The sequence below is a fragment of the Acuticoccus yangtzensis genome (genome assembly GCF_001927245.1).
In the GTDB taxonomy this organism is placed as follows: Bacteria; Pseudomonadota; Alphaproteobacteria; order Rhizobiales; family Amorphaceae; genus Acuticoccus; species Acuticoccus yangtzensis.
In genome coordinates this window covers 495757-510534 of sequence record NZ_MJUX01000002.1, presented here as the reverse complement: position 1 = coordinate 510534, position 14778 = coordinate 495757, and the positions used below count along the sequence as shown (strand labels likewise).

The window sequence follows — 14778 nt, the reverse complement described above, 5'->3', positions numbered from 1 at the left end:
GGGCCGCACGGCTGGCAAACCCCCGCGCACCTGCGGCCGTCGGCGGCGGACAGGTGCCGGCACCATCCCAGTATTCCGTTTGACATCAAACGATGCCCGTTCTTCACTCCTTACTGAACCGTTGACGGGGGATCATGGCTTCTACCGCGCTTGCTGACCTGCCGCGGCTGCGGCGCGCCGGGGCGATCGGCCAGACGCTCGTCATCGTCGTGGCGCTGGCCGCGGTGTCCTATGCGCTGGTGTTCGGCCTCGGCCGCATGGGCGAGCGGATCGCCGTGCAGATGTGCGTGTTCGTGTCGGCGGTGGTGGCGCTGGGGCTGTTCACCGGCAATTCGGGCATCGTCTCCTTCGGCCATTCCGCCTTCATGGCGCTGGGTGCCTACACGGCGGGCATCCTCTCCATGCCGGCGATGATGCAGCGCACCGCCCTCGCCCAATTGCCGGACGCGCTCAAGGGGTGGGAGCTGTCCCCCTGGGTGGCGCTCGTCCCGGCGGCGGGCATCGGCCTCGTCGCGGCGGGGCTGTCGGGCCTTGCCATCGCGCGGCTGAGGGGGGCTTCGGCCACCATTTCCACTTTGGGTCTCCTCATCATCGTCCATTCGGTGCTGATCGGCGCGCGCGAGATCACCCGCGGCAGTCAGACCTTCTTCGGCGTGCCGCGGGTGACGACGTTCGAGATCGCCTTGGGGGCGGCGGTCCTCTTCATCCTGGCGGCGCGGCTCTACCGCGAGAGCCGGTGGGGGCTGATGCTGCGCGCGGTGCGGGACGACGAGGCGGCGGCGACGGCGCTCGGCATCAACGCGCGGGCGGTGAAGTACGGGGCGTGGGTGCTGTCGGGGGCGATGGCGGCGGTGGCCGGCGCGCTCTACGGCTTCATGCTCGGCGCCTTCTCGCCCACAACCTTCTATTTCGGGCTGATGTTCTCGCTGGTCGCGATGCTGATCATCGGCGGCATGGCCACCGTGTCGGGCGCGGTCACTGGCGTGGTGCTGGTGACGCTGCTGCAGGACGGTGTGCGCCAGCTCGAGGGTGGGGGCACGGTGGCGGGCGTGGAACTTCCGGCCGTCTTCGGGCTTACGACGGTAGCGCTGTCGGCCGCGATCCTCCTCGTCATCTGGCTCCGGCCGGACGGGCTGATCGGCACTCGCGAGGTCCGCCTGCCCGGCCACGCCCGCCTCATCGCCCTTCTTCTTCCGCGGCGAGAGCAGGCGCCAGCGGCGCCGATGCACGCCGCGAAGGAGCTCACCATAAGCCGGCTCACAAAACACTTTGCCGGCTTAACAGCAGTGGATTGCGCGGATTTCCAGGTGCCACCGGGCCAGGTCACCGGTCTCATCGGCCCGAACGGTGCCGGCAAGTCGACCGTCGTAAACCTCATCACCGCGCAGTTCTTAGCCGACGAAGGATCGATTCGTTTCGGCACTGACGAGCTGCGCGGACGTGCCGCCCATGCGATCGCGCCCCTCGGCCTCGCGCGCACCTTCCAGAACCTTCGTCTCTTCGGCACGCTCACCGTCTACGAGAACGTCCTCGTCGCGGCGCTGGCGGCGGGGCATGCAGGACGGGCGGCGAGCGCATTGGCGCTGCGCGAGATCGCGGCGCTGGAGCTTTCGGACGCCGCAACGACCACGGCCGCCGCGCTCCCCTACGGCGCCCGCAAGCGGCTGGAGATCGCCCGCTGCCTCGCCTCCGGGCCGAGCCTCATCCTGCTCGACGAGCCGGCCGCCGGCATGAACCCCGACGAGACCGCCGACCTCGGCGAGCGCCTGAAGCGCCTCACCGCCGAGCGCGGCATCGGCCTTCTCCTCATCGACCATGACCTCGAGTTCGTGAACCGGCTGTCCTCATCCATCGTGGTGATGAACCGCGGCAAGGTGATTGCATCCGGCACACCCGAGGCGATCCGCCAGGATCCGGCGGTGATCGAGGCCTACATCGGCCGCGGCCGCGCCCGGAGAGTCGACGACGACGCGAAGACGACCGATTACGCCAAGGAAGGAGCATCGACATGAGACCCGTTTTGACGTCCCTCGCCCTGATGGCCGGGACCGCGTTCACGCCCCTCGCCACCCCCGCCGCGGCGCAGGACACCTACAAGATCGGCGTGATGAGCGCCCAGTCCGGCTACCTCACCCCCTACGACCAGCCGAGCTATGCCGGCTTTAAATACTGCATCGACAAGATGAACGCCGCGGGCGGGCTCGCAGGCCAATATCAGGTCGAGCTCGACGTGCGCGACACGCGGTCCGACATGGCCGAGACCGTGAAGGTGGCGCAGGAGATGGTCGACAACGGCGCCCAGTTCATCGTCTCGTCCGCCGACGCCGACCCGACCATCGCCGCCGGGCAGATCACACAGCCGGAGGGGATCCCGACGATGACCTTCGCCGGCACCGCCCCGGTGCTGACCCAGGTGGGCGACTACATCTTCGGCTCCTACCCGGCCGACAATCAGCAGGCGACGGTGCTCGCCGATTTCGCCACCGAACAGGGGTTCGAGAAGGTCTACATCGTCAAATCCCCCGACAGCGCCTACACCATGGGCGGGCCGGAATATTTTGCCACCGTGTTCCAGGCGAACGGGGGCGAGGTCGTGGGCGAGTCGCTCTATTCGCTCAACCAGCCGGACTTCTCGGCCATCGTCACCAACATCAAGGCGACGGAGCCCGCCCCCGACCTCATCGTCACCTGGGCGTGGGAGCCGGACTTCCCCGCCTTCATCAAGGCGCTGCGCGGGGCGGGGCTGACGACGCAGGTGATGGGCGGGGACGTGCTCGACACTCCCACCGTGCGCGGCCTCGGCGACGTGGTGGACGGCACCTACCACACCTCCGGCGGCTTTCCCGAGGAGGGCAGCGCCTATGGCGACTGGGTGAAGGAGTACACCGAGGCGACCGGCGCGGAGCCCGACAACAACTACTATGTGAACGGCTGCGACATCGCCCACATGATCGAGGACGCGGTGGAGGCGGCGGGATCCACCGACCCCGCGGCGGTGCGCGACGCTCTGGCCGCGATCGAGGACGGCGAGGGTATCATGTCCAACTTCACCTTTGCCGGGACGGACCGGATGCCGCTGCGCCCGGTGGTGATCGCCAAGATCAACGCCGACGGGTCGAAGGATTTCGTCATGCGCGGCACCGCCGACCCCGAAAAGCTGCCCGCGCCCTGATGCTGAGCGTCACCGGCCTCGACGTGCACTATGGCCCCGTCCACGCGCTGAAGGGCGTGGACATCGCGGTGGCGCCGGGTTCGGTGACGGCGCTGCTCGGCGCCAACGGGGCGGGCAAGACCACGGCGCTGATGGCGATCGCTGGCGCCCGGCCCGTCACCCGCGGCGCCATCCGGTTCGACGGGCGGGACATCACCGGCATGCGGGCGGAGGACATCATCCGCCTCGGCATCGGCGTGGTGCCGGAGGGGCGGCGGGTCTTCGCCTCGCTGACGGTGGAGGAAAACCTCGCGGTGGCGGGAAGCCTCGCCGCCGACAAGGCCGTGTCCGCCGCCCGGCGCGCGGCGATGATGGAGCGCTTCCCGATCCTGGCCGAGCGGCGCACCCAGCGGGCGGGGCTTTTGTCGGGCGGCGAGCAGCAGATGCTGGCGATCGCCCGCGCGCTGATGGCGGCCCCTCGGCTGCTGCTGCTGGATGAGCCGTCGCTCGGCCTCGCCCCGTTGATGGTCGACCGCGTGTTCGACCTCATCGCCGAATTGAAGGCGGAGGGACTCGCGATGCTCCTGGTGGAGCAGAACGTTCCGCTGTCGCTGGAGATCGCCGACCGCGTGGCGGTGCTCGCCAACGGGCGCGTTTCGGTGGCGGGAACGGCGGCCGAGCTCGGCGAGAGCGAGGCCATCCGCGGCGCCTACATGGCGGCATGAAATGGGTCGCATGACATGGGCCGGATGACGTGAGCCGGATGACGTGGCCGGCATGAAGAGGCGACGATGGACTATGTGATTCAGCAGACCGTCAACGCCCTTTCCCTCGGCGGCATCTATGCGATGCTGGCGCTGGGCCTCGCCATCGTCTTTTCCATCGTGCGGCTGATCAACTTCGCCCACGGCGAGATCATGACGGTCGGCGGCTACGGCGTCTTCGCGGCGACGGTGTTCGGGTTGCCGATCCCCCTCGCGGTGGCGTCGGGCGTGTTCGCGGCGGTGTTCGCCGCGGTGGCGATGGAGCGGGTTGCCTTCCGGGCGATGCGCGGCGCCAGCGTGGTGTCGCTTCTGATTACCAGCTTCGCCATCTCCGAGATCCTGAAGGTTCTGTTCCAGAACGGCATTTCGGCGCGGCCCAAGCCGATCCAGCTTCCCGCCGCGCTGTCGGGGAGCTACGAGGTGGGGGCGATCACGGTGGGGGTCATCCCCACCATCTCGATCGTCACCACGCTTCTCGCGCTCCTCGGACTCACCCTGTTCCTGCGCCGCACCGAGACGGGCATGGCGATGCGCGCCGCTGCCGAGGACTTCGAGATGCTGCGGCTCCTCGGCGTGCGGGCGGACCGGGTGGTGGCGGCCGCCTTCGCGCTGTCGGGCCTCCTGGCCGGCATCGCGGCGGTGATGTGGACGGCGCAGCGCGGCTCGGTCGACCCGCTGATGGGGTTCTTCCCGGTGCTGAAGGCCTTCATCGCCACGGTTCTGGGCGGTCTCGGCAGTCTCTCGGGCGCCATTCTGGGCGGCTTCTTCGTCGGCGCCGTCGAGGTGTTCAGCCAAGCCTTCCTGCCCGATTCCCTGTCGCCCTACCGGGACGCCATCGTCCTCTCGACGGTGATCGCGGTGCTTTTGGTGCGCCCGGACGGGCTGGTGCCGGCGGTGAAGGTGGACCGGTCCTGATGCGCCGGGCCCTCTGGCGGCGCGAGGGCCGTGCGCTTTACCATCGCCGCAAGACAACCCGTGGCGCCGGGCCTGCCGCCCTGCCGCCGTTTGATCAGAGGACGCCCCTTGCCCAAGTTGACCGTTGCAACCGCCAAGAAGGACGATCGCGAACGCCCCATCGAGAAGGGCAAGACCGCGCTCTTGTCGGTGGACATGCAGAATATGGAATGGACGCCCGCGCGGGCGGAGGCGGCGCGCAGCGAAGGCGCGGAGCCGGGCCAGAAATTCTTCCTCACCCGGCTGACGGATACGGTCATCCCGAACCAGCAGCGGTTGCAGGACGCGGCGCGGGCGGCGGGTGTCGAGGTGATCTACACCGTCATCGAGGCGCTGACCCAGGACGGTCGCGACATCAGCCTCGACCATATGATTTCCGGTCTCTTCATCCCCAAAGGGGCGTGGGAGGCCAAAGTGATCCCCGAGGTCGCGCCGGTGGGGGACGAGATCATCATCCCAAAAACCGCATCCGGTATCTTCAACTCCACGAACATCGAGTATGTGCTGCGAAATCTCGGCGTTGAATACCTCGTCATCTATGGCGTGTGCACGGATCAGTGCGTCGAAACCACGGTGCGCGATGCCTGCGACCGCGGCTTCCTCGTGACGCTTCTGCCCGATTGCTGTGCCACACACGAGGAGGAGCGGCACCTGAACTCCATCAAGATGATGGATGGCCACTATGCCCGCGTGCGCACGACGGAGGAGATGGTCGCCGAATTCGCCGCGCTCGAGAGTGCGGCGGCGTAGGTGAAATGCCGCCGCGGCACCGGCTGGCGGCCGTGGCGGCATGGTTTTTACACAAACGATGGTCCTGCGGCGCCGTGCCGCAGGCCGTGGCCCGATCGCCGGTTGTCCTCGCCGGAAGCGGCCGGATCATGGGATGCCATTTGCTTCAGGCTCTGAATGGGCGAAATATATTGCAATAGTGGTCAAACACACCCGAATCACGCAAAGCGGTACGCGCGATACGTGTATTCGATTGGGTAGAATTGCATTTGGAAAGAGCAGGATATCACGAACACCTGCGATTGGTGCCGAATCGGCATGAATCGTGACCGTCCCTTAGCTTGCATAACATAAATCAATCGCGCTATAAATACACGGAATGAGCAAGCAGGTTGTATGCGGTGCGTCATTCACGGCGCTTCGGCGCCGGTCTCGACGCATACGGAAGATGTCCGCGTGAATTCAAGCGAAAGATGGATCAAGTTTACCGGCTTGCGATTCGAAGCTTTTTCCAATGTTCGTGACAGAATTTTGCGACAGCTCTCTCAGGTCCACCACCACGGCTCGAAACGAATAGTCAGCCGCTGGATTAAGTCTCTTGACGGACCATGGATCGTCCTAACGGGAGGAATGCATGCTGAGGACGGACCACGGCCACGAGCAGCCCCGCGCGGGGTGGGGCCGTAGTACGATGAAAGATACCTTCTACACCGTGACCCAACTGGCCGACGAATTGGGCATGACCGCCCGGGCCGTGCGGTTCTACGAGCAGAAAGGGCTCATTCAGCCTCAACGCGCGGGGAGCACACGCGTCTATACCGAGCGCGAGCGGGCGCGCCTGATCCTGGTCCAGCGCGGCAAGAGGCTGGGTTTTTCCATCCAGGACATCAAAGAATATCTCGACCTCTACGAGGCCGACCGCACGGGGGCCGAGCAGTTGTGCGCGTTGCTCCGCGGCGTGCGCAAGCGCATCAAGCGGTTGGAGGACCAGAGTGCGGCTCTGGCGCTGACCTTGGAAGAGCTCCGCGATATCGAGCGTCAGGCCACAGAGTCGCTGGAGAAGATCGACCGCAACGGCAAGGACAGCTGACGGGGATCGGCCGCGCGGGGCGAGCGCGTCAGCGTGACGGCCGCCGCGCGGACGCCTGCGAGGCGATGCGGAACAGGACGTCCCGCGTCACCGCCGCGGCCAGATGCGGCATGATCCGCGTGCGAAAGGTCGCTTCGGCGATCGCCTCGGACGCGGCGCGCAGCTTGACCGGGGTCCAATGGTCCAGCGCGCGCGCCGCCATCGCCTTGGCCGAGCCGAAGAGCGGCGGGCGCACGTCCTCCACGGCGCGAGACGGAACCGTACCTGAGGCGACCAGCGCCGCGGCCTGCTCCATCGCGTGGCAGACACGCTGCGCCACCATGAGGATCTGCACCGCCGCGCTGTCCTGGCGCAGCACCCGGCCGAGCACGGCGTCCAGCGCATGGCGGTTGCCGAGGAAGGCCGCGTCCACCGCCTCGCTCACCTGGCTCGCGGCGACGTCACCCACCACGGCGTCGATGTCCTCCACCGTCAGCGCCTCGTTGCCGGCAGCGTGCAGGCACGCCTTAAGCACCTCGTTGCGCGAGGCGGCGCGGTCTGCGCCCAGCCTCTCGCGCAGGACGGCGCGCGCGTCGGGGTCGATCATCAGGCCGAACTTGGCCGTCTCATCGTCGATCATGCGGTCGAGGTCGCGCTCGCCGTCGGGCGGGCAGTAGACGGCGACGGCGCTCTTGTGCGCCTCGACATCCTTGCGCAGGCCCGTGCCGCGTTTCAGGTCGCCCGCCTCCACGACCACGACCGCGTCCGTCGGCGCGTGGGTCAGGAGCGGCAGCACGGCGGGCGACATGTTGCGGCCCGCCGCGTCGCGCACCAGGATGAGCCGCTTGCCGCCGAACATGGAGATGGTGCCCGCCTCGTCGATCAGCCGGGCGGGGTCGGCGGCGACGGTGGCGGCATCCAGCTTGACGATGGCGAACGGGTCGTCGCCCCCGTCGAACAGGGTGAGGATGTGGTCCGACACCTCGGTGACGAGGCCGCGGTCCGGCCCGAAGACGAGGATGACGGGCGGCAGCTTGTCCTGCGCGGTGAACCGCCGTGCGACGTCGGCGGCCTTTGCTGCGGTCACGTGTCGCTGCGCCGCGCCGCGAAGTAGGCGGCCAGGCGCCCGGCAATGTTCTCCGCCATCGACCGCGCCGCCCGCTCGCGCGCATCCTTCTCGGCCCGCACGTTGGCGTAACGCTGGGACGAATAGTCGTAGGACGCGGTGGTGGTGGAGGCGCCGGTCAGAAGCGTGCGCTCCGTGGCGATCTCGGACAGGATGAAGGTGGCGTTCAGCGTGATCAGCACCGCCGCCGGAAGGTCCTGCTCCAACTCCACGGCGAGGTTGTCGTCGCTGGAGTCGAGGACGAAGCGCAGGCGATAGAGCGGCTCGGTGGGGCGCGAGCCGTCGCCGCGGAAGATGAAGCTGAGCTCGTTGGTGAGCACCTGCTCGGTGCGGTCGCGCGGCGGGTCGACGGCGATCGCCATCAGGTCCGGAGTCGGCGACAGGGGGCCGCCGGTCGCCGTGTCCATGTAGAGCGGGCGCACCTGGCAGCCGCCGGCGAGGGCGGCCACCGCGATGGCGATGATGGCGTTACGCAACCACATTGACGATTCGTCCCGGCACGACGATCAGCTTCTTTGGTGGACCATTGAGGAAGCGTTTCACATCTTCCATTTCAAGCACAGCGGCTTCGATCTGGTCCTTCGGTGTGTCCTTCGCGACGGTGATTTCGGCGCGCCTCTTGCCGTTGACCTGGACGGGGAGGGTGATGGTGTCCTCCACCAGAAGGCTCTCGTCCACCGCAGGCCAGGCCGCGTTGGCGACGAAGCCGTCCTTGCCGAGCGCGGTCCAGCACTCTTCGGCAAGGTGCGGCATCATCGGCCCGAAGCAGACCACCATGGCCTCCACGCTCTCGCGCAGCACGGAGCCGGGGACGGCGGTGTCGGGGATCGCCTTCTGCAGCGCGTTGGTCCATTCGTAGAGGCGGGCGACGGCGCGGTTGAAGCCGAGCCCTTCGATCGCCTCTTCGATGGCGCGGACCGAGGCGTGGGTGGCCTTGCGCAGCGCCGCGCCGTCTCCGGAGCCGGGGCGGTCCATGGCGGCGATCGCCTCGCCCACCAGGCGCCAGATGCGCTGCACGAAGCGGTGCGAAGCGTCGAAGCCGGCGTCCGTCCACTCGATGTCGCGTTCCGGCGGGGTGTCGGACAGCATGAACCAGCGGGCGGTGTCGGCGCCGTAGGTGGAGAGGACGGAGTCCGGATCCACCACGTTCTTCTTCGACTTCGACATCTTCTCGACGCCGTAGTTGAAGGCGGGGGTGAGCGTCGCCGCCTTGAGGTTCATCAGCCACGCCTCGGGCGCTGCGGCGCGCAAGGGGTGGGCGGGGGAGAACCAGATGCGCCCGGCGGTGAGCGGCTCGCACTTCGCCTCGGCGAAGTAGGCGTCATAGGCCTCGCACGCGCTGGTTTCGACCGCCGGGTCCAGCACGACGTGAAGCAGCGTCTTGTCGATGCGCGGGTCCGCGTCGAGGCGCTTGGACACCTCGATGTGGCGGGCATATTTGGCGGCGAGGTCGGCAGCCTCGGCGGCGGTGACGGGGCGCGTCTCCTCAGGCGTCAGCCATTCGCGGGTCAGGCTGCCGTAGGTCTCGTGCGTGACCATGCCTTGGGTGAAGAGGCCCTTGAAGGGCTCCGGCCGGTCGCCATACCCCGCCTTCGCCACCGCGCGCATGAAGAAGCGCGAGTAGAGAAGGTGCAGGATCGCGTGCTCGACGCCGCCGATATATTGGTCGACCGGCAGCCAGTCTTCCATCACCGCCTTGTCGATCGGCGCGGCGGCGTCCGGCGCGGTGAACCGGGCGAAGTACCACGACGAGTCGACGAAGGTGTCCATCGTGTCCGTCTCGCGCTGCGCGGGGGCGCCGCAGGACGGGCAGTCGACATGCTTCCAGGTCGGGTGACGGTCGAGCGGGTTACCCGGAACGTCGAAGGTGACGTCCTCCGGCAGCTTCACCGGCAACTGATCGTCCGGCACGGGGACGAGGCCGCAGGCGTCGCACTTGATGACCGGGATGGGGCAGCCCCAGTAGCGCTGCCGGGAAATGCCCCAGTCGCGCAGGCGGAAGTTGACCTTGCGGGTCCCCTGGGGGCGACCGTCCAGCTCGGTGTTCTCCAGCCGCGTGGCGATCTCGTTCTTCGCGTCCGGGATGGACATGCCGTCGAGGAAGCGGGAGTTGAAGATCACGCCGTCGTCGGTGAAGGCGTCGGCGCCGACGTGGAAGGTGTCGTCGGCATCCTTCGGCCGCACCACCGGGTGGACGGGCAGCGAGTACTTGCGGGCGAAGTCGAGGTCGCGCTGATCGTGGGCGGGGCAGCCGAAGATGGCGCCCGTGCCGTAGTCCATCAAAATGAAGTTGGCGACGTAGACCGGCAGCGTGATGTCGGGATCGAACGGGTGGGCGACGCGCAGATTGGTGAAGACGCCGCGCTTCTCGGCCTTTTCGATGACCTCGGCGCTGGTGCCCATCTTCTGCGTCTCGGCGATGAAGGCCGCCACGTCCGGATTATGCTCGGCCACCGCCTTGGCGAGAGGATGGCCCGGCGCCAGCGCCACGAAGGACGCACCGAAGATGGTGTCCGGCCGGGTGGTGAAGACCTCGATCTCGGAGAGTCCCGACGGTTCGTGCACCGTCAGCGGAAAGCGCATCATCAGCCCTTCGGACCGGCCGATCCAGTTGCGCTGCATCAGGCGCACCTTGTCGGGCCAGCGGTCCAGGGTGTCGATCGCGTCGAGCAGGTCCTGCGCATAGTCGGTGATGGCGAAGCACCATTCCGGCATGTCGCGCTGTTCCACCGTGGCGCCGGAGCGCCAGCCCTTGCCGTCGATCACCTGCTCGTTGGCGAGCACGGTCTGGTCGACCGGGTCCCAGTTGACCTTGCGGGTCTGGCGCTTGACCAGCCCTTCCTTCAGGAACGCCAGGAACAGGCGCTGCTGCTGGTGATAATAGGCCACGTCGCAGGTGGCGAACTCGCGTGACCAGTCCAGCGAGAGGCCCATGGACTTCAGCTGCGCCTTCATCGCGTCGATGTTGGCGTAGGTCCACTTGGCGGGGTGGGTGTTGTTCTGCATCGCCGCGTTTTCGGCGGGCATGCCGAAGGCGTCCCACCCCATCGGGTGCAGGACGTTGAAGCCCTTGGCGCGGCGGTAACGCGCGACGACGTCCCCCATCGTGTAGTTGCGCACGTGGCCCATGTGGATGCGGCCGGAGGGATAGGGGAACATCTCCAAGACATAATACTTGGGGCGCGGATCGTCGTTGTCCGTGCGGTAGATGTCCGCCTGTTCCCAGGCGGCACGCCACTTGGCTTCGGTGGCGGGCGCGTTGTAACGCTCGTGGGTACTCATTCGTGTGTCGAACCGGCGTCGGGAGGTGTCGCGGGACCATGGGTGAGCGGAGGCAAGGGGTCAACCGCCATGACAGTTGAGAGTGCGCAAAGCGGGGTCGCGGAGCGATTGACTGTGGTCCAAAGGTCGATCGCGGACGCCATGAAGGCGGCCGGGCGCGGCGACGTGTGCGACCTCGTCGCGGTGACGAAGACGTTCGAGGCCGAGCACATCCGCCCAGCCTTGGAGGCGGGCCAACGCATCGTCGGCGAGAACCGGGTTCAGGAGGCGAAGGCGAAGTGGCCGGAGCTGAAGGCCGAGTTCCCGGATGTGGAACTGCATCTCCTCGGCCCGCTGCAGTCCAACAAGGCGAAGGACGCGGTGGCGCTGTTCGACGTGATCGAGAGCGTGGACCGGGAGAAGATCGCCGAGGCCATCGCCAAGGCGGGCGAGGCGGCGGGGCGGATGCCCAAGGTGATGGTTCAGGTCAACATCGGCAACGAGCCGCAGAAGGCGGGCGTGGCGCCGGAGGACGCCGCAGCGCTGGTGGAGCGCGTGCGGGCGCTGGGTCTGGACGTCATCGCGCTGATGGCGATCCCGCCGGTGGACGAGGATCCCGCCCCGCATTTCGCCGCGCTGAAGGCGATGGCGGACGGGCTGGGCCTCGCGACGTCGATGGGCATGTCCGGCGACTACGAGACGGCGGTGGCGCAGGGGGCGCGCTGGGTCCGCGTCGGCTCGGCCATCTTCGGCGCGCGGCCTCCGCTCGCGGCGGGATGAGCGGCGCGGGGCCCGATCCCGCGCCGGGTGCATGAGGACCCGGTGAGGCCGCGGCGGCTTCACCGGAAGCGCCGGTCCGCCTAGCCCCCCGGCGACCCTGCGCGGGTCAGCGGGTGCGGGTGCAGTCGAACGTGTCGCCGGTCTTCGGCGAGTGCCAGGTCAGCGACCGCAGGTTCACGCCGAGGAGTGTGACCGACATCTCGCGGCTGAAGATGACGCGGTAGTCCTGCCCGCGGCGGACGATGCTGCGGATCCGTGTGGCCGGTTCGCCGGAGAAGACGTAGGTGGACGGCGAGATCTGCATCGTCCCCAAGGGGCAGCGCCAGGTGCCGACGATGGCGCCGATCGACGCCATCGTCGGCACCTGGACGACGGTTTGGGCGATCGCGCGGCCCTCTGGGACCATCATCGGGACCATCATCCACCCGGTGACGAAAAGAATGGCGAAGATGCATCGCCTGTCGACCAAAGGCATCTTGCATTTCCGTATCTATGATTTGGGGCAGGGTGCGGGAACTGGACAGGGCGCACCCTGATATGCTCATTTTCTATCAGAAATTGCGGCAGGCGGCGAGAGCAATCGCGCGCGGCACCGCGGAAAATGCGGCCTGCCGCACCATTGCCGCAGTTGACGAACCGGCCACGGCAGAACACTTCCAAACCGTGTCGAGCAAACCGTGTCGAGACAGTCGCTCGCCCCGCGCGGGGGCGGGCCGGAAGGAGGGATGGATTGATGGACAGCGCCCAGGCCGGCAACGCGAACCTCAAAGAGGGCGTCGCCCCCTTCGCGGGAACCCCGCAGCGCCTGCCCGAAGGCCATCCGCCGGTCCTCTCCGGCCGCATCGGCGTCCTCATCGTCAACCTCGGCACGCCCGAGGGGACGAGCTATTGGCCGATGCGCCGCTACCTCAAGGAATTCCTGTCCGACCGCCGCGTCATCGAGGTGAACCCCTTCGTCTGGTGGCCGATCCTCAACCTCATCATCCTCTCCAAGCGCCCGCAGGCGTCCGGCAAGGCCTATGACGAGGTGTGGAACCGCGAGCTCGACGAGAGCCCGCTGAAGACCGTCACGCGCAGCCAGTCCGAAAAGCTCGCCGCCGCGCTGGCCCATGAGCCGCGCATCGAGGTCGAGTGGGCGATGCGCTACGGCCTGCCGCCGATCAAGGAGAAGCTGGAGGCGCTGCAGAAGAAGGGCTGCGAGCGCATCCTCCTCTTCCCGCTCTACCCGCAATATGCCGCCGCGACGACCGCCACCGTCAACGACAAGGCGTTCGACGCGCTGAAGGCACTGCGCTGGCAACCGGCCCTTCGCACCGTGCCCCAATATTGCGACGATCCGATCTATATCGACGCTTTGGCCCGCTCGCTGGAGGCGCATCTGGCCGGGCTCGACTTCACGCCCGACCTCATCCTCACCTCCTACCACGGCGTGCCGCAGGAGTATCTCGACAAGGGCGACCCCTATCACTGCCAGTGCCACAAGACGACGCGGCTCCTGCAGAAGCGGCTCGGCTGGCCGGACGGGCGATTGAAGGTCACCTTCCAGTCGCGTTTCGGCAAGGCCGAGTGGATCAAGCCCTATACCGACGAGACCATCAAATCCCTTCCCGGCAAGGGCATGAAGAAGCTCGTGGTGATGACCCCCGGCTTCGTCACCGACTGCCTGGAGACGATCGAGGAGATCGGCGGCGAGAACCGCGAATATTTCGAGCACGCGGGCGGCACGCACTATTCCGTGGTGCCCTGCCTCAACGACAGTGCGGAGGGGATGCGGGTCATCGAAAGCGTCGTGCGGCGGGAGCTGATGGGCTGGGTCTGAGGCGCCATCGGAGCGGGTGCGGGCAGCGGTAAAACTCGCCTTGATTGAAAGGGCGATAAGCCGCAGGTTAGCCTTCGATAAAGCGGCCCGCCAGATGGCCGCGAACCCGGAGGAACACCATGGCTTACCGCCTCACGGCGACGCTCGCCGCGCTCGCCTTCGCCCCGACCCTCGCCTTCGCGCCGACCGAGGCGCTGGCCGTCGACCTGAAGCTCAGCCACCAGTGGTCGACCAGCGACGTGCGCCACAAGGTCGCGCAGATGGTCGCCGACGAGGTCGCGGACGACGACATCAACATCACGATCTATCCCTCCGCCTCGCTGTTCAAGGCGAACGAGCAATATAACCCGCTGTCGCGCGGGCGGCTCGATATGACGGTGCTGCCGCTGTCCTACGCCGGCGGCCAGCGCCCCGCCTACAACCTCACCCTGATGCCCGGCCTCGTGAAGAGCCACGACCATGCGGCCCGCCTCGTCGACAGCCCCTTCATGGAGAAGCTCGAGGAGATCATGGCCGAGGACGACGTGATGGTCCTCGTCCACGGCTACCTCGCCGGTGGATTCGCCGGGGCCGAGGAGTGCGTCACCGGGCCCGACACGGTGAAGGGCAAGCAGATGCGCGCCGCCGGCAAGGCGTTCGAGCAGATGCTGGCCGAAGCCGGCGCCTCCATCACCTCGCTCCCCTCGTCCGAACTCTATTCGGCGATGCAGTCGGGCGTGGTCGACGCGGCCAACACCTCGTCCTCCAGCTTCGTCTCCTACCGCCTCTACGAGCAGGTGAAGTGCTTCACCCCGGTGTCGGACTACTCGCTCTGGTTCATGTATCAGCCGCTGCTGATGAACAAATCCACCTTCGAGAGCCTGACCGAGGAGCAGCAGGCCGCGCTGCTGGAGGCCGGCAAGAAGGCGCAGGCCTTCTACCTCGAGGAGGCCAAGAAGGAGGACGACGAGGCCACCGCCAAGTTCCGCGAAGCCGGCGTCGAAATCGCCGAGATGACGGAAGCCGAGTTCAACGCCTGGCGCGATGTCGCGAAGGCGTCCTCCTACAAGGAGTTCGTCGCCGAGACGCCGAACGGGCAGGAACTGCTCGACGCGGCGCTCGCGGTCGAATAGCCCGGCCGCCCTC

At 67.5% G+C, this 14778-nt stretch carries 13 protein-coding genes; 9 read left to right on the top strand and 4 right to left on the bottom strand.

Features of this window, described 5'->3' with window-relative positions:
- The first annotated feature begins 134 nt into the window (after positions 1-134).
- From BIX52_RS08525 to BIX52_RS08500, 6 genes are all read left to right on the top strand, one after another.
- The gene (locus BIX52_RS08525) at positions 135-2012 is read left to right on the top strand and encodes a branched-chain amino acid ABC transporter ATP-binding protein/permease (RefSeq protein WP_075220598.1); all 1878 of its coding nucleotides are present in this window, start codon (positions 135-137) and stop codon (positions 2010-2012) included.
- Positions 2009-3172, top strand: a complete 1164-nt coding sequence (locus BIX52_RS08520) for an ABC transporter substrate-binding protein (protein ID WP_075220597.1) — start codon at positions 2009-2011, stop codon at positions 3170-3172. The genes BIX52_RS08525 and BIX52_RS08520 overlap by 4 nt, the downstream gene beginning before the upstream one ends.
- Positions 3172-3876: an ABC transporter ATP-binding protein gene (locus BIX52_RS08515; RefSeq protein WP_075220596.1), complete on the top strand. Its 705-nt coding sequence runs from the start codon at positions 3172-3174 to the stop codon at positions 3874-3876. Before BIX52_RS08520 ends, BIX52_RS08515 begins: the two co-directional genes overlap by 1 nt.
- Positions 3877-3942: 66 nt before the next feature.
- Positions 3943-4830, top strand: coding sequence for a branched-chain amino acid ABC transporter permease (locus BIX52_RS08510; RefSeq protein WP_075220595.1), 888 nt, complete (start codon positions 3943-3945; stop codon positions 4828-4830).
- A 108-nt stretch (positions 4831-4938) separates the two neighbouring features.
- Complete coding sequence (locus BIX52_RS08505) at positions 4939-5619, top strand: cysteine hydrolase family protein (protein WP_075220594.1); 681 nt, start codon at positions 4939-4941, stop codon at positions 5617-5619.
- A gap of 670 nt (positions 5620-6289) precedes the next feature.
- Positions 6290-6688: a MerR family transcriptional regulator gene (locus BIX52_RS08500; RefSeq protein ID WP_075220593.1), complete on the top strand. Its 399-nt coding sequence runs from the start codon at positions 6290-6292 to the stop codon at positions 6686-6688.
- A 28-nt stretch (positions 6689-6716) separates the two neighbouring features.
- On the opposite strand, the gene holA is transcribed toward BIX52_RS08500, so the two are convergent.
- From holA to leuS, 3 genes are read right to left on the bottom strand one after another with little or no spacing between them, the layout of a single operon-like run.
- Positions 6717-7754 (bottom strand): DNA polymerase III subunit delta, encoded by a 1038-nt coding sequence (gene holA, locus BIX52_RS08495; protein ID WP_075220592.1) that lies wholly within the window; start codon positions 7752-7754, stop codon positions 6717-6719.
- Positions 7751-8275 carry an LPS assembly lipoprotein LptE gene (gene lptE, locus BIX52_RS08490; protein WP_075220591.1) on the bottom strand — a complete coding sequence of 175 codons (525 nt, stop codon included), beginning with the start codon at positions 8273-8275 and terminating at the stop codon, positions 7751-7753. The genes holA and lptE overlap by 4 nt, the downstream gene beginning before the upstream one ends.
- The gene (gene leuS / locus BIX52_RS08485; RefSeq protein ID WP_075220590.1) at positions 8262-11075 is read right to left on the bottom strand and encodes a leucine--tRNA ligase; all 2814 of its coding nucleotides are present in this window, start codon (positions 11073-11075) and stop codon (positions 8262-8264) included. The genes lptE and leuS overlap by 14 nt, the downstream gene beginning before the upstream one ends.
- 69 nt (positions 11076-11144) lie before the next feature.
- On the opposite strand from leuS, the gene BIX52_RS08480 reads away from it, so the two are divergent.
- Positions 11145-11834 (top strand): YggS family pyridoxal phosphate-dependent enzyme, encoded by a 690-nt coding sequence (locus BIX52_RS08480; RefSeq protein ID WP_075220589.1) that lies wholly within the window; start codon positions 11145-11147, stop codon positions 11832-11834.
- A 106-nt stretch (positions 11835-11940) separates the two neighbouring features.
- Here the strand turns inward: BIX52_RS08480 and BIX52_RS08475 are convergent, their stop codons facing one another.
- Positions 11941-12309 (bottom strand): hypothetical protein, encoded by a 369-nt coding sequence (locus BIX52_RS08475; RefSeq protein WP_075220588.1) that lies wholly within the window; start codon positions 12307-12309, stop codon positions 11941-11943.
- A 258-nt stretch (positions 12310-12567) separates the two neighbouring features.
- On the opposite strand from BIX52_RS08475, the gene hemH reads away from it, so the two are divergent.
- Entirely contained in the window at positions 12568-13653 is a 1086-nt protein-coding gene (hemH, locus tag BIX52_RS08470; RefSeq protein WP_083660123.1) for a ferrochelatase, read from the top strand.
- 119 nt (positions 13654-13772) lie between these two features.
- Positions 13773-14765: a TRAP transporter substrate-binding protein DctP gene (dctP, locus tag BIX52_RS08465; protein WP_075220587.1), complete on the top strand. Its 993-nt coding sequence runs from the start codon at positions 13773-13775 to the stop codon at positions 14763-14765.
- Positions 14766-14778: the final 13 nt, after the last annotated feature.